General features: G+C 37.0%; 23 protein-coding genes and 1 tRNA gene. 16 read left to right on the top strand and 8 right to left on the bottom strand.

The features are described 5' to 3' along the window. The first annotated feature begins 8 nt into the window (after window positions 1–8). The 6 genes from atpF to QM859_RS02080 all read left to right on the top strand — a co-directional run bounded on the left by atpF (window position 9) and on the right by QM859_RS02080 (window position 5,526). Window positions 9–503 (top strand): F0F1 ATP synthase subunit B, encoded by a 495-nt coding sequence (gene atpF, locus QM859_RS02105; RefSeq protein ID WP_006148662.1) that lies wholly within the window; start codon window positions 9–11, stop codon window positions 501–503. After that, a complete protein-coding gene (locus QM859_RS02100; protein WP_006152681.1) occupies window positions 503–1,039 on the top strand; it encodes a F0F1 ATP synthase subunit delta in 537 nt (178 codons plus the stop codon). Before atpF ends, QM859_RS02100 begins: the two co-directional genes overlap by 1 nt. A gap of 14 nt (window positions 1,040–1,053) precedes the next feature. Further along, window positions 1,054–2,559 carry a F0F1 ATP synthase subunit alpha gene (gene atpA / locus QM859_RS02095; RefSeq protein WP_006152674.1) on the top strand — a complete coding sequence of 502 codons (1,506 nt, stop codon included), beginning with the start codon at window positions 1,054–1,056 and terminating at the stop codon, window positions 2,557–2,559. Between the two features lie 15 nt (window positions 2,560–2,574). Next, window positions 2,575–3,453 (top strand): F0F1 ATP synthase subunit gamma, encoded by an 879-nt coding sequence (locus tag QM859_RS02090; protein ID WP_004253324.1) that lies wholly within the window; start codon window positions 2,575–2,577, stop codon window positions 3,451–3,453. A gap of 236 nt (window positions 3,454–3,689) precedes the next feature. After that, the gene (gene atpD, locus QM859_RS02085) at window positions 3,690–5,096 is read left to right on the top strand and encodes a F0F1 ATP synthase subunit beta (protein ID WP_036757320.1); all 1,407 of its coding nucleotides are present in this window, start codon (window positions 3,690–3,692) and stop codon (window positions 5,094–5,096) included. 10 nt (window positions 5,097–5,106) lie between these two features. Continuing rightward, on the top strand, window positions 5,107–5,526 hold the full coding sequence (locus QM859_RS02080) for a F0F1 ATP synthase subunit epsilon (RefSeq protein ID WP_006148659.1): 420 nt from the start codon (window positions 5,107–5,109) through the stop codon (window positions 5,524–5,526). A 43-nt stretch (window positions 5,527–5,569) separates the two neighbouring features. Here QM859_RS02080 and QM859_RS02075 read toward each other — a convergent pair whose 3' ends face one another. After that, complete coding sequence (locus QM859_RS02075; RefSeq protein WP_414261963.1) at window positions 5,570–6,583, bottom strand: lactonase family protein; 1,014 nt, start codon at window positions 6,581–6,583, stop codon at window positions 5,570–5,572. A gap of 188 nt (window positions 6,584–6,771) precedes the next feature. Between QM859_RS02075 and QM859_RS02070 the strand changes: the two genes are divergently transcribed. The 4 genes from QM859_RS02070 to QM859_RS02055 all read left to right on the top strand — a co-directional run bounded on the left by QM859_RS02070 (window position 6,772) and on the right by QM859_RS02055 (window position 10,547). Beyond that, complete coding sequence (locus tag QM859_RS02070) at window positions 6,772–7,935, top strand: AI-2E family transporter (RefSeq protein ID WP_036757315.1); 1,164 nt, start codon at window positions 6,772–6,774, stop codon at window positions 7,933–7,935. Further along, window positions 7,925–9,157, top strand: coding sequence for a tetratricopeptide repeat protein (locus tag QM859_RS02065; protein ID WP_006152638.1), 1,233 nt, complete (start codon window positions 7,925–7,927; stop codon window positions 9,155–9,157). The genes QM859_RS02070 and QM859_RS02065 overlap by 11 nt, the downstream gene beginning before the upstream one ends. Window positions 9,158–9,326: 169 nt before the next feature. Then, window positions 9,327–10,163 carry a DegV family protein gene (locus tag QM859_RS02060; protein ID WP_006152655.1) on the top strand — a complete coding sequence of 279 codons (837 nt, stop codon included), beginning with the start codon at window positions 9,327–9,329 and terminating at the stop codon, window positions 10,161–10,163. 108 nt (window positions 10,164–10,271) lie between these two features. Then, entirely contained in the window at window positions 10,272–10,547 is a 276-nt protein-coding gene (locus QM859_RS02055) for an HU family DNA-binding protein (protein WP_004253345.1), read from the top strand. 199 nt (window positions 10,548–10,746) lie between these two features. Here the strand turns inward: QM859_RS02055 and QM859_RS02050 are convergent, their stop codons facing one another. After that, complete coding sequence (locus QM859_RS02050; protein WP_004253349.1) at window positions 10,747–10,989, bottom strand: type B 50S ribosomal protein L31; 243 nt, start codon at window positions 10,987–10,989, stop codon at window positions 10,747–10,749. Between the two features lie 92 nt (window positions 10,990–11,081). Next, a complete protein-coding gene (locus QM859_RS02045) occupies window positions 11,082–12,020 on the bottom strand; it encodes a DHH family phosphoesterase (protein ID WP_414261962.1) in 939 nt (312 codons plus the stop codon). A 103-nt stretch (window positions 12,021–12,123) separates the two neighbouring features. Between QM859_RS02045 and QM859_RS02040 the strand changes: the two genes are divergently transcribed. The 6 genes from QM859_RS02040 (at window position 12,124) to QM859_RS02015 (ending at window position 14,222) form a co-directional block, all read left to right on the top strand. After that, complete coding sequence (locus tag QM859_RS02040) at window positions 12,124–12,567, top strand: flavodoxin (protein WP_004253355.1); 444 nt, start codon at window positions 12,124–12,126, stop codon at window positions 12,565–12,567. Between the two features lie 114 nt (window positions 12,568–12,681). After that, complete coding sequence (locus tag QM859_RS02035) at window positions 12,682–12,948, top strand: chorismate mutase (protein ID WP_006148651.1); 267 nt, start codon at window positions 12,682–12,684, stop codon at window positions 12,946–12,948. After that, on the top strand, window positions 12,945–13,319 hold the full coding sequence (crcB, locus tag QM859_RS02030; protein ID WP_414261961.1) for a fluoride efflux transporter CrcB: 375 nt from the start codon (window positions 12,945–12,947) through the stop codon (window positions 13,317–13,319). The genes QM859_RS02035 and crcB (QM859_RS02030) overlap by 4 nt, the downstream gene beginning before the upstream one ends. Beyond that, entirely contained in the window at window positions 13,313–13,642 is a 330-nt protein-coding gene (gene crcB, locus QM859_RS02025) for a fluoride efflux transporter CrcB (protein ID WP_414261960.1), read from the top strand. Before crcB (QM859_RS02030) ends, crcB (QM859_RS02025) begins: the two co-directional genes overlap by 7 nt. 118 nt (window positions 13,643–13,760) lie before the next feature. Next, a complete protein-coding gene (gene rplS / locus QM859_RS02020) occupies window positions 13,761–14,108 on the top strand; it encodes a 50S ribosomal protein L19 (RefSeq protein WP_001068670.1) in 348 nt (115 codons plus the stop codon). A gap of 42 nt (window positions 14,109–14,150) precedes the next feature. Beyond that, window positions 14,151–14,222, top strand: a tRNA-Arg gene (locus QM859_RS02015). 61 nt (window positions 14,223–14,283) lie between these two features. Here the strand turns inward: QM859_RS02015 and QM859_RS02010 are convergent. From QM859_RS02010 to QM859_RS01990, 5 genes are all read right to left on the bottom strand, one after another. Beyond that, window positions 14,284–15,435: a tyrosine-type recombinase/integrase gene (locus tag QM859_RS02010; RefSeq protein ID WP_414261959.1), complete on the bottom strand. Its 1,152-nt coding sequence runs from the start codon at window positions 15,433–15,435 to the stop codon at window positions 14,284–14,286. Window positions 15,436–15,485: 50 nt separating this feature from the next. Further along, window positions 15,486–15,824, bottom strand: coding sequence for a DUF771 domain-containing protein (locus QM859_RS02005; protein WP_049478726.1), 339 nt, complete (start codon window positions 15,822–15,824; stop codon window positions 15,486–15,488). Between the two features lie 63 nt (window positions 15,825–15,887). Further along, window positions 15,888–17,216, bottom strand: a complete 1,329-nt coding sequence (locus QM859_RS02000) for a hypothetical protein (protein ID WP_414261957.1) — start codon at window positions 17,214–17,216, stop codon at window positions 15,888–15,890. A 232-nt stretch (window positions 17,217–17,448) separates the two neighbouring features. Next, window positions 17,449–18,066: a hypothetical protein gene (locus tag QM859_RS01995; protein ID WP_414261956.1), complete on the bottom strand. Its 618-nt coding sequence runs from the start codon at window positions 18,064–18,066 to the stop codon at window positions 17,449–17,451. Further along, complete coding sequence (locus QM859_RS01990; protein WP_414261955.1) at window positions 18,063–19,229, bottom strand: FtsK/SpoIIIE domain-containing protein; 1,167 nt, start codon at window positions 19,227–19,229, stop codon at window positions 18,063–18,065. Before QM859_RS01990 ends, QM859_RS01995 begins: the two co-directional genes overlap by 4 nt.

The raw sequence follows: 19,229 nt of genomic DNA, 5'->3' as shown, positions 1-19,229 counted from the left end.
ATTAGAAGATGGATTTAACTATTAGTACCATTATTGGTGACTTTATTCTGATCGCTGGTTCCTTCCTTTTATTGATCTTTTTAGTGAAGAAATATGCTTGGGGAAATATTACCAGTGTCTTAGATGAACGCGCTGAAAAGATTTCTTCAGATATTGATGGTGCCGAAGAAGCCCGTAAAAAGGCAGAGGAACTTGCTAGCAAACGTGAAGCTGAGTTAGCAGGCAGCCGTACCGAAGCTAAAACGATTATCGAGAATGCAAAGGAAACAGCTGAGAAAAGTAAAGCTGATATTTTGGCCGAAGCTAAACTTGAAGCTGGGCGCTTAAAAGAAAAAGCCAACCAAGAAATTGCTCAAAATAAAGCTGAAGCTTTACAAAGTGTTAAGGGAGATGTGGCAGACTTGACAATCAGTCTAGCTGGAAAAATTATCTCTCAAAACCTTGACGGTCAGGCCCATAAAGAACTCATTGATCAGTATATCGATCAGCTAGGAGAAGCTTAATGGACAAAAAGACTCTAAAGGTAATTGAAAAATACAGCATGCCTTTTGTCCAATTGGTGATTGAAAAAGGAGAAGAAGACTCTATTTTTTCAGACTTGTCTCAAATCAAGCAAGTAGCTGAAGAAACAGGCTTACCTTCTTTTTTAGCTCAGGTGGCAGTAGATGAGTCGGATAAAGAAAAAACGGTTCGTTTTTTCCATGACTCTGTGTCACCTTTAGTACAAAACTTTATCGAGGTTCTACTTTACAATCACAGATCAAACCTGTTTTATGATGTGATTGTAGATTGCTTGAATCGTCTTGAAAAAGAAACCAATCGTTTTGAAGTGACTATTTTGTCTGCACATCCTTTGACTGACGAACAGAAAGAACGACTAATTCCTCTAATCGAGAAAAAGATGTCTCTAAAAGTTCGTAGCATTAAGGAAAAAGTTGACGATAGTTTAATCGGTGGTTTTGTTATTTTTGCCAATCACAAGACAATTGATGTGAGTATTAAACAACAACTTAAAGTTGTTAAGGAAAATTTGAAATAGAAAGTGGTGTTCTTTTGGCAATTAACGCACAAGAAATCAGCGCTTTAATTAAGCAACAAATTGAAAATTTCAAACCCAATTTTGATGTGACTGAAACAGGTGTTGTAACCTATATTGGTGACGGGATTGCGCGTGCTCATGGTCTTGAAAATGCCATGAGTGGTGAGCTGTTGATTTTTGAAAATGGCTCTTATGGTATGGCGCAAAACTTGGAATCAACAGATGTCGGTATTATCATCCTTGGGGACTTTACAGATATCCGTGAAGGCGATACAATTCGTCGTACAGGGAAAATCATGGAAGTTCCAGTTGGTGATAGCTTGATTGGACGTGTTGTCGATCCCCTTGGTCGTCCTGTAGACGGTTTGGGTCCAATCAACACTGATAAGACTCGTCCAGTTGAAGCACCAGCTCCTGGTGTTATGCAACGTAAGTCTGTCTCAGAACCATTGCAAACAGGTTTGAAAGCTATTGACGCCCTTGTTCCAATCGGTCGTGGCCAACGTGAGTTGATCATTGGTGACCGTCAAACAGGGAAGACAACTATCGCTATTGACGCTATCTTGAACCAAAAAGGTCAAGATATGATTTGTATCTATGTAGCGATTGGACAAAAAGAATCAACAGTTCGTACACAAGTGGAAACACTTCGTCAGTACGGTGCCTTGGATTACACAATCGTTGTGACAGCTTCAGCTTCACAGCCTTCACCATTGCTCTACCTCGCACCATATGCTGGAGTTGCTATGGCAGAAGAGTTCATGTACCAAGGGAAGCATGTCTTGATCGTTTATGATGACCTATCTAAACAAGCGGTAGCTTATCGTGAACTTTCTCTCTTGCTCCGTCGTCCACCAGGTCGTGAGGCCTTCCCAGGGGATGTCTTCTACCTTCACAGTCGTCTACTTGAGCGTTCTGCTAAAGTTTCAGATGAGCTTGGCGGTGGTTCTATCACGGCTCTTCCGTTTATCGAGACCCAAGCAGGAGATATCTCAGCCTATATCGCCACAAACGTAATCTCTATTACGGATGGACAAATCTTCTTAAGTGATAGTCTCTTTAATGCGGGTATTCGTCCAGCTATTGATGCGGGTTCTTCTGTATCTCGTGTTGGTGGTTCTGCTCAGATTAAAGCCATGAAGAAGGTTGCTGGTACTCTTCGTATCGACCTTGCTTCATACCGAGAGTTGGAAGCCTTCACTAAATTTGGTTCAGATTTGGATGCTGCTACTCAGGCTAAATTGAACCGTGGTCGTCGTACTGTAGAAGTATTGAAACAACCTGTTCATAAACCACTACCTGTTGAGAAACAAGTGACCATTCTGTATGCCTTGACTCATGGATTCTTGGATACTATATCAGTTGATGATATTGTTCGTTTTGAGGAAGAATTCCATGCCTTCTTTGATGCGCAACATCCAGAGATTTTGGAAACTATTCGTGAAACAAAAGACTTGCCAGAAGAAGCAGTCTTGGATGCTGCGATTACTGAGTTTCTCAACCAATCCAGCTTCCAATAAGAATAGAGGTGTCAGATGGCAGTATCTCTAAATGATATTAAAACAAAAATCGCCTCAACGAAAAATACTAGTCAAATTACTAACGCCATGCAGATGGTTTCTGCAGCTAAGTTAGGTCGTTCTGAAGAAGCTGCACGCAACTTCCAGATTTATGCTCAAAAAGTCCGTAAACTCCTTACAGACATCCTTCACGGAGATGGTGCTGGCGGATCAACAAATCCCATGTTGATTAGTCGTCCGGTCAAGAAAACAGGCTATATCGTCATTACTTCTGACCGAGGTCTTGTTGGAGGATATAACTCTTCAATCTTGAAGGCTGTCATGGAGCTGCAACAAGAATACCATCCATCAGGTGATGATTTCGAAGTCATCTGTATCGGTGGTATGGGAGCAGACTTCTTTAAAGCTCGTGGTATTCAGCCAATTTATGAATTGCGTGGTCTAGCCAGTCAACCAAGCTTCGATGAAGTTCGTAAGATTATTTCAAAAACCATTGAAATGTATCAAAATGAACTTTTCGATGAGCTCTATGTTTGCTACAACCACCACGTGAATACACTGACAAGTCAAATGCGTGTGGAGCAGATGCTTCCAATTGTCGACTTGGACCCAAATGAAGCAGATGATAACTACAGCTTGACATTTGAGCTTGAAACAAGTCGTGAAGAAATCTTGGATCAACTATTGCCACAGTTTGCAGAAAGTATGATTTACGGTGCTATTATTGATGCCAAGACAGCTGAAAATGCGGCAGGGATGACGGCTATGCAAACAGCTACAGATAATGCTAAAAAAGTTATCAATGATTTGACTATCCAGTATAACCGTGCCAGACAGGCGGCGATTACACAAGAAATTACAGAAATCGTAGCAGGAGCTAGTGCCTTAGAATAGGCTCTAGTCCAGCTCGTATGAAAATGAACTTATACTCAATGAAAATCAAAGAGCAAACTAGGAAGCTAGTCGCAGGTTGCTCAAAGCACTGCTTTGAGGTTGTAGATAGAACTGACGAAGTCAGTAACATATATACGGTAAGGCGACGCTGACGTGGTTTGAAGAGATTTTCGAAGAGTATTAGGACCTAGTTGAGCTAGGAACCGACAGTATCTTATACAGAATAGGAGAAGTAGATGAGTTCAGGTAAAATTGCTCAGGTTATCGGTCCCGTTGTAGACGTCATGTTTGCAGCAGGTGAGAAACTACCAGAGATTAATAATGCACTTGTCGTCTACAAAAATGACGAAAGAAAAACAAAAATCGTCCTTGAAGTAGCCTTGGAGTTGGGAGATGGTATGATTCGTACCATCGCTATGGAATCAACTGATGGCTTGACCCGTGGTTTGGAAGTATTGGACACAGGCCGTCCAATCTCAGTACCAGTTGGGAAAGAAACTCTAGGACGTGTCTTCAACGTTTTGGGAGATACCATTGACTTGGAAGCTCCTTTTGGTGAAGATGCAGAGCGTCAGCCAATTCATAAAAAAGCACCAACTTTTGATGAATTGTCTACCTCTTCAGAAATTCTAGAAACAGGGATCAAGGTTATCGACCTTCTTGCCCCTTACCTTAAAGGTGGTAAGGTCGGACTCTTCGGTGGTGCCGGAGTTGGTAAGACCGTATTGATCCAAGAATTGATTCACAACATTGCCCAAGAACACGGTGGGATCTCAGTATTTACTGGTGTTGGGGAACGTACTCGTGAAGGGAATGACCTTTACTGGGAAATGAAAGAATCAGGCGTTATCGAAAAAACAGCCATGGTATTTGGTCAGATGAATGAGCCACCAGGAGCACGTATGCGTGTTGCTCTTACTGGTTTGACAATCGCTGAATACTTCCGTGATGTAGAAGGTCAAGACGTTCTTCTCTTCATTGACAACATTTTCCGTTTCACACAAGCTGGTTCAGAAGTATCTGCCCTTTTAGGTCGTATGCCATCAGCCGTTGGTTATCAACCAACCCTCGCAACAGAAATGGGTCAATTGCAAGAACGTATCACTTCAACCAAGAAGGGGTCTGTAACCTCTATCCAGGCCATCTACGTGCCAGCGGATGACTATACTGACCCAGCGCCAGCAACAGCTTTTGCTCACTTGGACTCAACAACTAACTTGGAACGTAAATTGGTTCAATTGGGGATTTACCCAGCCGTTGACCCCCTTGCTTCAAGCTCACGTGCCTTGGCACCTGAAATTGTTGGAGAAGAGCACTATGCAGTAGCTGCTGAAGTGAAACGTGTGCTTCAACGTTACCATGAGTTGCAAGATATCATCGCCATCCTTGGTATGGATGAACTTTCTGACGAAGAAAAGACTTTGGTTGCTCGTGCACGCCGTATTCAGTTCTTCTTGTCACAAAACTTCAACGTTGCGGAACAATTTACAGGTCAACCAGGTTCTTATGTTCCAGTAGCTGAAACTGTTCGTGGCTTCAAGGAAATTCTTGACGGTAAATACGATCACCTTCCAGAAGATGCCTTCCGTGGAGTAGGTTCAATCGAAGACGTTATTGCTAAGGCTGAAAAAATGGGATTTTAAGAGGTGATCTATGGCACATTTAACTGTCCAGATCGTGACACCAGATGGCCTCGTCTATGATCACCATGCCAGCTTTGTATCGGTACGAACTCTGGATGGTGAGATGGGGATCTTGCCACGACATGAAAATATGATTGCGGTTCTAGCAGTTGATGAAGTAAAGGTTAAACGCATCGATGATGATACTCATGTGAACTGGATTGCGGTAAACGGAGGAATCATTGAGATTGCTAATAATGTTATTACCATTATTGCTGACTCAGCTGAACGTGCGCGCGATATTGATGTTAGTCGTGCAGAACGTGCTAAACTTCGTGCAGAACGTGAAATCGAAGAAGCACAAGACAAACACTTAATCGATCAAGAGCGCCGTGCTAAAATTGCATTGCAACGTGCTATTAACCGTATTAATGTCGGAAATAAATTATAAAATAAAAAATGAACTTGTTAAATCAAGTTCATTTTTTTATGTCCTATTTATTGAAACTTATGCAGACTGCTTCAGGAACATGAAATTCATTAGAGATTTCTGCCAGTCTACCAGTTTCAGGATTGCGCTTAAAGACTGTCGCGTTATCAGAATCCTGGTGAACAGCGATAAGGAATTCTTGGTCAGGTGACAAATCAAAATCACGTGGATTTTTCCCATTGGTTGGAACAATCTCTAATAATTCCAAGCTTCCATCTGCTAAAATGCTATAAACAGCGATAGAATCATGGCCTCGGTTAGAAGCGTAGAGGAATTTGCCATCTTTAGAAAGACGAATAGCCGCAGTACCATTAAAACCACTATAGTCATCTGGTAAGGTTGAAATGACCTGCATTTGTTCAAATTCTCCGACTCCATCGTAAATCAAAACTTCAATCGTACTGTTGAGTTCACAGATGAGATAAGCAATCTTGTAGTGGTGGTGGAAAACAAGGTGACGAGCACCAGCGCCGGGATTACAATTGTAAGTTGCTAGTTTCGTCAACTTTCCTTCTAGATCGACATCATAGGTAGTGACTTCGTCAGTACCTAAGTCACAGGTTACCAAATATTGGTCTGGTGTTAAATCTGTGTAGTGTACGTGGGGAGAAGCTTGGTTTTCATGTGGACCATGGCCAGTGTGTTGAACTTTGTCTGCCAATTCAAGACAGCCATCATTTTTACGTTTATAGACTAGAACTTGACCTTTATGATAGTTAGCGCCATAGACTAGCCCTCGTTTCTCATCAACTGCAACATAGCAGTGAGGAGCACCTTCTTCAACGACGTGATTCAGGAGGACACCATCAGTTTTGTATGCGGCAATTCCCCCTTTGCCATCATGGCTTCCAACCGTGTATAAATGATGGTCTTGATCAAAAGCTAAATAGGTTGGACTTGGTTCTGCTGCAAAGAGCTCTAGATTTGAGAGTTTGCCTGTTTCTGTATCAAAATCAGCCTTGTAGATCCCTTGGGAAGTCCGTCGTGTATAAGTTCCAAAATATACTATTTCTTTCATATTCATACCTCTAGAAAAAGATAATTCAATTATAACATAAAATGGCCTGCTAGATGAAAAATCTAAGTCAGAAAAAATAGCTCTTCCCTTGTCAAGAAGACAAATTTATCCCTTGCTAAATGACTATAAAAAACCCTTATTTTTCTTAAAACATGGTATAATGTTAGGACAAAGGAAAGGAAGAAAAAATGGAACAAAAAGAGAAACACTTTACCTTATCTTGGTTTTTTAAATGGTTTTTAGACAATAAAGCGACCACTGTTTTCTTGGTGACCTTGTTATTAGGTCTCAATATTTTTATTCTCAGTAAAATTAGCTTTTTATTTTTCCCAGTTATAGACTTTTTATCAGTAGTAATGTTGCCGGTTATCTTATCGGGTCTACTTTTTTACCTCTTAAATCCACTAGTAGATCTGATGGAGAAGTACAAGATTAACCGTGTCTTAGCCATCAGTATTATCTTTATCATTATTGCCATACTCTTGATTATTGGACTAGCCGTTGCAATTCCAAACCTTCAACGTCAAGTAGTAATTTTTGCGCAAAATGTCCCAAGTTATCTCGAGGATGCTGATAGAGTCATTAATGACCTTGTAACCAAGCGTTTGCCAGATGACTTTAGACCACAACTGGAGCAAGTTTTAGCTAATTTTTCAACACAAGCAACTGCTTGGGCAAGTAATATTTCTTCTAAGGCTGTTAACTGGGTAAGTGCTCTTATCAGTGGAACGTCACAGGTCATTGTCGCTCTGATCATCATGCCATTTATGCTCTTTTATCTCCTTCGAGATGGAAAAGGACTTAGAGACTATATTACTCAATTCTTACCAAATAAATTGAGAGAACCAGTTGGTAAGGTTCTTTCAGAAGTCAATCAACAACTTTCCAATTATGTTCGAGGGCAAATTACAGTGGCTGTAATCGTCGCCATCATGTTTATTATCTTATTCAAGATTATTGGACTTCGTTATGCTGTTACTTTAGGTATTACAGCCGGTTTTCTCAATTTAGTTCCTTATCTTGGTAGTTTTCTTGCTATGATTCCAGCCCTTGTTTTGGGTTTGATTGCTGGTCCTGTTATGCTCTTAAAGGTTATTATCGTTTTCATTGTAGAGCAAACTATTGAAGGACGTTTTGTTTCTCCACTGATTTTGGGTAGTCAATTAAATATTCACCCAATTACCATTTTGTTTGTTCTATTAACTTCAGGATCCATGTTTGGTATTTGGGGTGTATTGCTAGGTATTCCAATCTACGCTTCCGCAAAAGTAGTCATCTCAGCAATATTTGATTGGTATAAAGGAGTTAGTGGACTTTATGAACCAGTAGAGGAGACTGAAGGTGAACAATAGTCAACAAATGCTCGAAGCCTTGGAGCAACAAGATTTATCAAAAGCAGAATCTTTTTTCCAAAAAGCCCTAGAGGAAGATTCAGATGAAGTTCTTCTTGAACTTGCTGCATATCTCGAAGGGATTGGTTTCTATCCACAGGCAGCACAAATCTATGAGAAACTAGCACCGAAATTTCCAGAAGTCTACATCAATCTAGCTGCAATAGCTGGTGAGGATGGATTGATTGAGGAGGCTTTTGATTATTTAGAGAATATTGGTCCGGAAAGTGAATGGTACGTATCAGCTCTTGCCTTAAAAGCAGATTTATATCAGATGGAAGGATTGACAGATGTTGCGCGTGAGAAGCTTCTAGAAGCTCGTAGCTACTCTGATGACCCTCTCCTGATATTTGGACTAGCTGAACTAGATAGTGAGCTAGGAAACGATTTAGAAGCCATTAAGGGCTATGCTCAACTAGATAATCGTGCTATCTACGATCAAACTGGAATTTCGACCTATCAGAGAATTGGTCTTGCTTATGCACGTTTAGGTAAGTTTGAATCTGCAATAGAATTTTTAGAAAAAGCCTTAGAGTTAGAATATGATGACCAAACAGCCTTTGAGCTTGCAAGTCTCTATTTTGACCAAGAGGACTACCAGAAAGCCGTACTATACTTTAAACAACTAGACACTATTTCCCCAGATTTTGAGGGTTATGAATATGGTTATAGTCAAGCCCTTCATAAAGAGCATCAGACAGAAGAGGCTCTTAAAATAGCTCAGCAGGGCTTGTCAAAAAATCCTTTTGAAACTCGACTCTTACTCCTTGCATCTCAGCTATCTTATGAGTTGCATCAACCTGAGCAAGCAGAAGCTTATCTGATTCAAGCACAAGAAAATGCTGATGACCAGGAAGAAATTTTGCTACGCTTAGCTACCATCTACCAAGAACAAGAAAGATACGAAGATATTCTAGCTTTAGCAGTCTATGAACCTGAAAATCTCTTGACTAAATGGATGATTGCTCGAAGTTATCAAGAAACTGAAGAATTAGATGCAGCATATGATCTCTATAAGGAACTTGCTACTGAACTCAAGGATAATCCAGAGTTTTTGGAACAGTTTATTTATTTGTTAAGAGAGTTAGGTAAGCTAGAAGAAGCAAAAGACTACATTCAATCCTATCTACAATTAGTACCCGATGATTTACAAATGCAAGATTTGTATGATTATTTATCTTAAATACAAAAGATAATCACCAAGCATAGGTGATTTTCTTTTTTTATTAAAAAGAAGTATAAATTGCTTTAAATTTAGGTGGATTGAGTATGAACTTTTAGTATTTTTTTGATATAATTGTTATAGTTATAAGTTGAATAATCAACAAAGTAAAAATAGAAAGATTAGCAAAATGACAAAAGTAAAAATTGTAACGGATTCTTCGGTTACTATTGAACCGGAAGTGGTTAAAGAATTTGATATTACTGTTGTTCCACTATCTGTAATGATTGATAGTGTCCTTTATTCAGATGCAGATCTTGAAGAAGGAGAATTTCTTCGCTTGATGCAAGCTAGTAAAAATCTTCCTAAGACTAGTCAACCACCAGTGGGACTCTTTGCAGAAATTTTTGATGATTTGGGTAAGGATGGTAGTCAGATTCTAGCTATTCACATGTCCCATGCTTTATCAGGAACTGTTGAAGCGGCTCGTCAAGGTGCAAGTTTATCAACAGCAGATGTCACTGTTTTGGATAGTTCATTCACAGATCAGGCCTTGAAGTTCCAAGTTGTGGAAGCTGCTAAACTAGCTCAAGAAGGAAAAGACCTTGAAACTATTCTAACCCATGTAGAGGACGTAAAAAATCACACTGAACTCTACATCGGTGTTTCAACTTTAGAAAATCTTGTAAAAGGTGGTCGCATTGGCCGTGTTACTGGTTTGCTAAGCTCTTTACTTAATATTCGAGTAGTTATGCAAATGAAAGACAATGAGCTTCAACCGATTGTCAAAGGACGTGGTTCAAAAACCTTTAAGAAATGGTTGGATGAGTTAGTAGCCACTCTTTCAAATCGTTCAGTAGCTGAGATTGGTATTTCTTATGCAGGTACAAATGAATTTGCAAACGAGATGAAAGCTGTTCTACAACCTTACGTTGAAAAACCAATTTCAGTTCTAGAAACAGGCTCAATTATCCAAACTCACACCGGAGAAAACGCCTGGGCGATCTTAATTCGCTATAATTCCTAAAAAAATGAAGAAAAATTGAGATAAAAGGTGTTTTTGACTTGACCTAAAAGCAATTTTAGGTTATGATTATAAGTGTTAATTAGAAATAATTTTGGAGGATTCATTAACATGGCAAACAAACAAGATTTGATCGCTAAAGTAGCAGAAGCTACAGAATTGACTAAGAAAGATTCAGCAGCAGCAGTTGACGCTGTATTCGCAGCTGTAACTGAATTCCTTTCAGCTGGTGAAAAAGTTCAATTGATCGGTTTTGGTAACTTCGAAGTTCGTAAACGTGCAGCTCGTAAAGGTCGCAACCCACAAACTGGTAAAGAAATCAAAATCAAAGCTTCTAAAGTTCCAGCATTCAAAGCTGGTAAAGCTCTCAAAGAAGCAGTTAAATAATGATTTTATAAAAAGTCTGTCATATTAAGTGACAGGCTTTTTTATTTGTAGGGAGCATGAAAGTAGTAGGGGAAGTTAAAATAGTACTTCTAGTCGAACTACATTTTAAAAACTCATCGATGATGTTCATGAAAGCAATAAAAAAACAACTCCGAATCGAAGTTGTTTTCGTTTAACCGTATACAAGTGATGCGGTTGATTATTTGAGACCGTATTTTTTGTTGAAACGATCCACGCGTCCATCTGCTTGAGTGAACTTTTGACGTCCAGTGTAGAATGGGTGTGAGTCTGATGAAATTTCCACACGGATCAATGGGTAAGTTTCGCCTTCGAACTCAACAGTTTCGCTAGAGCGTTTTGTTGAACCGCTAAGGAATTTGTAACCAGTAGTTGTGTCCATGAAGACAACTGGGCGATATTCTGGATGGATATCTTTTTTCATTTTGCAATATTTCCTTTCTGCCATGGTCTCTTTGCGAGCCATAGATTGTTACCATACTAGTCTATCAGATTCTGAAAAGTTTGGCAAGCTTTTTATCTATTTTTCAGCAAGTTTTTTAATTTTTGGTAGATGAGCTCATTCTCTTCTAAACTATATGAATTTGCTCCGCTAGCAAGAGGATGGCCACCGCCATCATGTTCTTTTGCAACTTCATTGATTGGGACAAATTTACTGCGAAGACGTACGCGGTAGTGACCATCTGCTTGCTCCACAAAGATTCCCCAAAGGCTAACAGTATCAATACGGCCTGGAGCGCCAACGATGGCTGCTGTTTCCGCATCAGTAACTTCGTATTTCTTCAAGATTTCTTGGGTGAGAATAACACGAGCAGCACCATTTTCATCAACTTCTAAGTGGTCATAAACATAACCCTGGAGTTTGGCAATCTTAAAGCTCATAGTATCCATTTTACGAGTTAATTCAGCGTAGTCAAAGTTATGTTCTCTGAGTTGACTTGCGATACGAAGCGTACGTGCAGAAGTAGAAGGGTAGAGAAAACGGCCGGTATCACCAATAATTCCAGCGCAGAGCATTTTAGCAGCGTAGTCGGATAATTCTAAGTTAGTTGCTTCAGCAAAAAGAGCAATCATCTCACTCGCGCTGCTTGAATTAGTATCTACCCAAACAAGATCACCGTAGACTTCATCATTTGGATGGTGGTCAATTTTGATAATTGTCTCAGCATTAAGATATCGTTTATCATCAATACGTGCTGTGTTTGCTGTATCACAGATAATGGCAAGTGCACCTTGATAGTCTGTGTCCTCTACCTGATCCATTTTAGCAAGCCAAGTTAAGGTTGGCTCATTAAAACCAACTACTTTTATCGTTTTTTCTGGAAAATGATGCTCAAGCAAGGCTTTTAAACCTACCTGACTCCCCAGAGCGTCAGGATCTGGTTTCATATGACGGTGGATGATAATAGTATTGTATGCTTTGATTTTTTCTAAAATTTGATGGCAAATTTCCATAAATAACCTCAATTCTTTCTCATTTCATTTTAGCACAAGAGTTTTTATTTTTAAAATGAAAAAGATGTGATATAATGGAGAAAGATTAATTGAGGAGGACCTTATGGCATTAGCAAAAATTGTATTTGCCAGTATGACCGGTAATACTGAAGAAATCGCTGATATTGTAGCAGATAAATTAAGAGAATGTGGTTTAGAAGTGGATGTTGATGAGTGTACAACCGTTGACGCTTCTGACTTTTTAGAAGCAGACATCGCCATTGTCGCAACCTATACCTACGGAGATGGTGAATTACCAGATGAGATGATGGACTTCTACGAAGATCTAGCAGACCTCAACTTGAGCGGTAAAATCTATGGTGTAGTCGGATCAGGTGATACTTTCTACGATGAATTCTGTAAAGCTGTTGATGACTTCGACCGAGTATTTATCGCTACTGGAGCTGAAAAGGGTTCAGAGTGCGTTAAAGTTGACCTTTCTGCCGAGGAAGAAGATATTGAACGCTTGGAGCAATTCGCAGAAGAATTGGCTGCTAAAGTAGGATAAGCATGAAGTGCACTGATGATAGATGTCAGTGCAGTTTTTATTAAACAGGATTAGGACTTTACTAGCCTATTTAGTGCTTTTTTGGTACAATAGTTCAATTAAAAAGGAGACTCTATGGATTTAGATAATATTCGACAAGAAATCGATAAAATCGATGACCAGATCGTTCAACTTTTAGAAGAGAGGATGCATTTAGTTGAAGGAGTAGTTGCCTATAAAAAAGCTTCAGGAAAACCTATTCTAGATACTAAAAGAGAAGAAGTTATCTTTGAGAAAGTCAAAAGTCGTGTAGGCAATAAAAAATACGAAGATACAATTGTTGAGACTTTTTCAGATATTCTCAAACGTTCACGTGATTATCAGGATAAAACGATCAAATGAAAAAAGAAAAATTTTACCCTCTAGGAATCTTTCTAGCTGGTATGCTGGGAGGAATTGTGCGTTTTCAGATTTCGAGATGGTTGCCATCTAGTCCAGACTTCCCTTGGGGAACACTAGTAGTCAACTATTTAGGAATTTTTTTCCTTGTCTACCTTGTAAAAGGTTATCTGGTTTATAAGGGAAGTAGTAAAGGAACTATTCTAGCGCTTGGAACAGGATTCTGTGGCGGCTTAACGACATTTTCTAGTCTCTTATTAGATGCTGTGAAATTACTGGACACAGGGCGGTACCTTAGTTTAGTGACCTATTTGATTTTGAGCATCGGTGGCGGACTTTTATTTGCTTATTGTCTAGGGAGGAAGAAATGGTAGTATTTTATCTAGCGCTTGCTTGTGGACTGGGTGCTCTTGTTCGTTATTTCTTTTCCCGTTATAATCAAGTGTCAGTGCTACCACTAGGAACACTCATAGCTAATCTTCTAGGTTGTTTTTTGATTGGATTATGCTATAACCATGTGGAGTCAAAAGAAGTCTATCTTATTCTTGCAACTGGTTTTTGTGGTGGTTTGACTACTTTCTCAACCTTGAACGATGAACTACAAAAACTGCTAAGTGACAAGAAGGCATTTTATAGTTATTTATTATTAACCTACTTGCTTGGTTTTCTTGCAATTTTTTTGGGAATTTTGCTTTAAATTTCTTTACTTTTTCTAGGAAATTTGATAAACTGTATCTTGTGTGTAATGGACGCACAAAAATACAGTTTATCCGCTGAGGAAGTTTCCTCAAGATTGACAAAGATAGGAGAATAAAATGAATCCATTAATCCAAAGCTTGACTGAAGGTCAACTTCGTACAGATATCCCTTCATTCCGTCCTGGTGACACTGTTCGTGTACACGCGAAAGTTGTCGAAGGAAACCGTGAACGTGTTCAGATCTTTGAAGGTGTTGTTATTGCACGTAAAGGTGCTGGCATCTCAGAAAACTACACAGTTCGTAAAATCTCTAACGGTGTAGGTGTTGAACGTATCTTCCCAATCCACACTCCACGTGTTGAAAAGATCGAAGTTGTTCGTTACGGTAAAGTACGTCGTGCGAAATTGTACTACTTGCGTGCTCTTCAAGGTAAGGCAGCTCGTATCAAAGAAATCCGTCGTTAATTCGATGAACAAAACTCTGCTGCAAGGCAGGGTTTTTCTCTAGCTCCCTTAGTTCAATGGATATAACAACTCCCTCCTAAGGAGTAGTTGCAGGTTCGATTCCTGCAGGGGGCATATAATATACTATAGAAACGTTGAATTAACAACGTTTTTTTATTTTTTGGTCAATGTTTGGTCAAAAAATATCCTTTTTATTTAAACTAGTTAATACTGCACGCACTTTATTATTTTCAATATCAGCTTTTTCTTTTATTAAATGTCCATAAGTTTCAGTTATTTGTTTTATATCTTTATGTCCCATCAATTTTGATACTGCCCAAATATCAACACCCATTGCTAACATTGTTGAACAGTACGTGTGTCTCAGACCTGTACTTGTCATCGTTTGAGGATGAATTTTTAAGGTTTTTAAAATTTGTTTTAAATGCTTGTTCACTCCTGCATTTGTTACAACATTGTAATTCAAATCAATAAAAATCATATTTTCATTATTTGTAATCATCCCATTTTTAATGAATACAGATTGCTCTTGTTTTAATTTTTTTAAAATTGTTAACGTAGCATTATCAATTGGAATTGTACGGATTGACTCTTCTGTTTTAGCGTTTGCCCACCGTTTTCTTGCTGTATCATATCGTTGATAAGTTTTGATTTCTGAATTTTCCCACAAGATACAATCCCATGTAAGACCTGCAACCTCTCCTGCACGCATTCCGGTTTTCAGTTGAATCAATAGTAAATACGGTACTATGGAAGTTGCTAAATCAAGATTATTTTCTAAATATGTTACTAATTTTTGATAATCTTCAAAGCTATGAATGTATTTTTCATCTTTTCGCTTCTTTGGAGGTCGTCCTGAAAGAATTACACCCTCAGTAAAATCTTCTATATTAAGTTTATCTCGTTTTGCAAACACAATCACATTTCTAATTTCCGCATTCATTCTACTAACATTATCACGACAATTTGTTTCAGCGTACTTATTTATAAAAGCCTGATATTCACTCGCTTTGATTTTTAAGGCTGGTTTGTCTTTAAAATAATCTTTGATGAATCTTCCTCGTAAAATATGTTTATAAAATGTGATATCGCTTTTACTAAGTGGTTTTACTGTTAATTCTAACCATTTTTCCCAAAGTGAATAAAACGTAATATTTTTATCTATAATAGCTCCATTAATTAATTTTAATTCAAGAGCTAAAGCTTCAATTTCAGCTTCTCGTTTTGTTTTAAATCCGGAATTAGAAGCAACTACTTTTTTATCTTTATCAAAAATTCTATAATCCCATAAATTCTTTTTTCCTCGTTTTCTGTATGAAACTGACATGTTACCTCTTTCTAAAAGACGATAAACAAGATATTATCTTGATTATCGTATCATAAACTAAAAATTTCTGCAAAATTTTCTTCAAAAAATTGTTTCGTTTTGCTAGCTAAGAAGTAGTACCGTCCACCCTGATTATTTGGATATTTCACAAAACCATCCTTGTTTTTATCAATATCAATTTTTGAGCGAATATCTGCACGATAGAGAACATTTTCTAATAACCACGGTCGAGATACTGAAATCATCTCTAAAACCTCGGATAAGCTCATATATTTCCCATCTGAAGCTTGTGTTTTTAAGTTGAGATATTCTTCTTTTTCAACAATGATATGTGTGGCAGGCAACTTTACTTCTAAATTGTCTATTTTGATTAAAATCTTATCTGTCATATAAATTTTTCTCTTTCTATGATAAAATAGAAGCAGAAATAGTATTAATTATTTCTACTAGTTTTAGTTATCGCTACCCTTGCTTTGGTCGGTTGGGTTTGTAGCGATAACTTTTCTTTTACTATCAATATTTTTTTCTTTCTTAATTCTTTCCAATATATCTGAAGCAATTTTTCGAAATTTTTCTTCATTTTTAACGCTACTTAGTGTATACGTTTGTATTTTTTTGAATTCTTTTTTCGCCTTTTCTTTTAAATCCCGATTTGCATTGTAGTACCATAATTCAATATTAATTCCTTTATTTTTATCATCATGAATCATTTTGATTACAAATTTAATTCTTCGCATTAGCTGATGATATTCTTTATTTTTTTCCCCAAACCACGAATCACACCAATCCCAATAAGTATCTGAATTTGTGATAATTGTTAAGTCATTAATAATATACGCATCTTTAAACCGTGAACTTAACTGAGTTGCTGAATCTGGTTCTAGTATCTGAAATAACTCTCGAAAAGTCATACCACAACTTGCATCTAATTCATTGATTACAATTGTTTTTTCTCCTTTATAACCTGAACCTAAATCAAATCTTTTTTTATTTATTGATGGGGTATGTGCTCCTAACCTATCATGTTCTTCTGCAAGTAAACGTGCTAGATATGATTTTCCTGTTCCCCCTTCAGCTTGAATATAAATACCTGTATGATTCCGTTCCCCTTTGCTCATTCGAATAAACTCCTTCTGAATAAATTCTTGTCTGTTCTCTTCAAATTGTCTTTTATTTGAATTCCACGCTTTCTGTGCTATACGTTGAGTGAATTGCTCAAACAATTGTTGTTTTGCTTCAGTTGTAAGTAAGCCTTCTTCTGAGATTAGATAGCTTAATTCTAAACAATAATCGTCTATTTCTAGACCATTGTCAGCTTTTTCTTTGCTGTGATTTTTGATTTTTCCCATAATATCATCGATATAGTTTGCATTTTCTGATGAAATAACGTCTGCGACTTCGTAGGGGAATTTATGTTCTTCCATGTTACGTTCGTTGCGATGTGTAAGATATCGGCATGCTTTTATCGAACTACGAACAAATTCTAAATTTTGTTTTCTTGAAATTGATAGAGCCTTAAATACTGATGTGTAAGTATGAGCATGCTTGAAATCAATATAAAAATGTGCATGTAGTGGTTTTGAACTTCCGTCATCTTTTAAATCTTTATCGTGAAAAATAATATGATACCTATCTTCTTCATTTTTACAATAATCATGAATACGTTGAATAACTGATTCACGAAAATCTTTTTCAGTTAATTTTGAATTTGCATTATGTTCATAGTCAAATGAAATTTGACCAAAAAATTTTCTTTTTCTATCATTTTGATTAATTTTCATAAAAATCCTTTCTGATTTTGACACAAAATAATGAGTGTGTGTTGATTTTGAGAGGAGTTGTTTTGATTTGGATATGACTACACAGACGGAGAAAACTGTGTAGCCATATCCAAACAAACATCATATTTACTTGACACAGCACAACATAAAATTCTTATTCATTGGACGTGAATTGCTTAAAATCTATGGTGCTGGTGTACTTGCTTACCTTCAGTAGCAGTACACCGCACTATTAACCATCATTATTTTTAATAGGATAGACTTCACCAATATTACATTTAGCAACAGATGAAAAATTTTTACCTTCAGGGTCTCTAATAATATCGTTAAATTGATAATCTTTATCTAAATAATTTAATTCCTTTTTTATTTTTGGGAATAATTTTTCAATAATATCAGCACTTTCATTGTTTAAGGGCAATCTTCCATTTAATACTGCACAATCTTTATAATAAGTGACAGTCAATGCTTTTAATGAACGATTGGCTTTCTTTACAATGACTTGTTTTGTATTCAAATACCGTGAAGATTCTTCCATTGACGGCTCTACATTGATGTGAGTACAATAACGACGAATTTTCCTAGTAGCTAAATAAGATTTGATGCCATTGATGAAAGAATCAGAATTAGCACTTCGAGATATAAAATCTGTACCAATTGTTATTAATAAGACAGAAAATGCACTTACTGTAATTAAACGCAATATCCAAATAGACATTACAAAATAATAGAACGTTTCTAAGTGAATTTGAATAATTAAAAACGTAGCTAAACGTTCAAAAATAAAGAATATTAATGAAATAAAAATTGTAAAATTTATTACATTATATTTATTGAAATAATTTCTCATGTACTTTGTTCCTTTCTAATAGTGTATGTTGGCGTCAAAAGTGGCATAATCTGTGTTCTATGTTCGCTATCTGTATACTTGATGATTCCTGTACCAATTCCGGAGGGTATTACAATATTTTCTACGTTAAAATTTGGCAACAAAAATTGGCAAGTGTTTGCATTTATTTCACCCAAGATAAAAATACAATTGATTTGTTCACGTACTGCTGTATTACCGCCAAAAGCAGTCGCATCAAAGCGTTGACTTAATAAAATTAAACTAATATTCGTTTGTCTACCCAGTAAAGCTATTGTTCCTAATAATTGAGAAAATGCTTCACGAGCTTGTTTTGAACTGCCTTGAACTAACGCTAGTAATTCATCTATTACAATATAAATACGTTCAAATTGTCTATCTGGTTTTTCTAGTAATAACTCTTGTCGTTCGTATATTTTGTTTATGATACGACCAAGTAATTCATTAATTTCTGTAATAAAACTATTTAAGTTAGAGCCTTTTTGAGGTGAAAAAACTTCAAGTTGAAGTTCTTTAGCTAATAAATAGATATCTGATAATTTAGGATCAATACAGACGATTTGATTTGTAATTGATTTTAAACAATAAATGAGATATTGAACAAAATGAGTTTTTCCAGAACCGCTGGAGCCACTTATTGCAACATGAACAACTTTTGTCATATCAATTGAAACATTATTTGACATTATAGGAATATGCTTTTCTGATACTTTTTCTTTAATAAAAGTTTGTAAATTATCTATTTTTAAGCGATTTGGAACCCCATCAATCCAAGGGAAGAAGAATGCTCGTGCTTGGTTTTCATTTTTTGTATCATATGAAACGAAATAAGCATTATTTTGTGCCAATAAGGTCTTGAAAGGATATAAAATACCAGAACAAATTGCATATAGTTCAAAGTATAATTTAGCATCAATAGAGTAAGATACAGGCAAGTTAGGTATAAATAAGAACCCCTTATCGTTGCTTAGAACCTTGATGTCAAATGAATTTAGATAGGATGACTCATCATTAATATCTAGTGCATTATTCAAATTTCTTAGAATGAATTGAGCTAATTCGTATTTATTTTTGCCAAATTCAACTACATCAGCAGAAGTTGCTGATGTAGCATGACTTTGACTTTTATTCATTAGAAAAGCCAT

Source organism: Streptococcus infantis (assembly GCF_047463175.1).
GTDB classification, from domain to species: Bacteria; Bacillota; Bacilli; order Lactobacillales; family Streptococcaceae; genus Streptococcus; species Streptococcus infantis_AC.
Note: the sequence above shows the minus strand (reverse complement) of the source record. Positions and strands in the feature narration are given on the sequence as shown.

Coding starts and splice junctions, on each gene's coding strand:
- atpF (WP_006148662.1), top strand. CDS start 9: ATGGATTTAACTATTAGTACCATTATTGGTGACTTTATTCTGATCGCT.
- QM859_RS02100 (WP_006152681.1), top strand. CDS start 503: ATGGACAAAAAGACTCTAAAGGTAATTGAAAAATACAGCATGCCTTTT.
- QM859_RS02090 (WP_004253324.1), top strand. CDS start 2,575: ATGGCAGTATCTCTAAATGATATTAAAACAAAAATCGCCTCAACGAAA.
- atpD (WP_036757320.1), top strand. CDS start 3,690: ATGAGTTCAGGTAAAATTGCTCAGGTTATCGGTCCCGTTGTAGACGTC.
- QM859_RS02080 (WP_006148659.1), top strand. CDS start 5,107: ATGGCACATTTAACTGTCCAGATCGTGACACCAGATGGCCTCGTCTAT.
- QM859_RS02075 (WP_414261963.1), bottom strand. CDS start 6,583: ATGAAAGAAATAGTATATTTTGGAACTTATACACGACGGACTTCCCAA.
- QM859_RS02070 (WP_036757315.1), top strand. CDS start 6,772: ATGGAACAAAAAGAGAAACACTTTACCTTATCTTGGTTTTTTAAATGG.
- QM859_RS02060 (WP_006152655.1), top strand. CDS start 9,327: ATGACAAAAGTAAAAATTGTAACGGATTCTTCGGTTACTATTGAACCG.
- QM859_RS02055 (WP_004253345.1), top strand. CDS start 10,272: ATGGCAAACAAACAAGATTTGATCGCTAAAGTAGCAGAAGCTACAGAA.
- QM859_RS02050 (WP_004253349.1), bottom strand. CDS start 10,989: ATGAAAAAAGATATCCATCCAGAATATCGCCCAGTTGTCTTCATGGAC.
- QM859_RS02045 (WP_414261962.1), bottom strand. CDS start 12,020: ATGGAAATTTGCCATCAAATTTTAGAAAAAATCAAAGCATACAATACT.
- QM859_RS02040 (WP_004253355.1), top strand. CDS start 12,124: ATGGCATTAGCAAAAATTGTATTTGCCAGTATGACCGGTAATACTGAA.
- QM859_RS02035 (WP_006148651.1), top strand. CDS start 12,682: ATGGATTTAGATAATATTCGACAAGAAATCGATAAAATCGATGACCAG.
- crcB (WP_414261961.1), top strand. CDS start 12,945: ATGAAAAAAGAAAAATTTTACCCTCTAGGAATCTTTCTAGCTGGTATG.
- crcB (WP_414261960.1), top strand. CDS start 13,313: ATGGTAGTATTTTATCTAGCGCTTGCTTGTGGACTGGGTGCTCTTGTT.
- rplS (WP_001068670.1), top strand. CDS start 13,761: ATGAATCCATTAATCCAAAGCTTGACTGAAGGTCAACTTCGTACAGAT.
- QM859_RS02010 (WP_414261959.1), bottom strand. CDS start 15,435: ATGTCAGTTTCATACAGAAAACGAGGAAAAAAGAATTTATGGGATTAT.
- QM859_RS02005 (WP_049478726.1), bottom strand. CDS start 15,824: ATGACAGATAAGATTTTAATCAAAATAGACAATTTAGAAGTAAAGTTG.
- QM859_RS02000 (WP_414261957.1), bottom strand. CDS start 17,216: ATGAAAATTAATCAAAATGATAGAAAAAGAAAATTTTTTGGTCAAATT.
- QM859_RS01995 (WP_414261956.1), bottom strand. CDS start 18,066: ATGAGAAATTATTTCAATAAATATAATGTAATAAATTTTACAATTTTT.
- QM859_RS01990 (WP_414261955.1), bottom strand. CDS start 19,229: ATGGCTTTTCTAATGAATAAAAGTCAAAGTCATGCTACATCAGCAACT.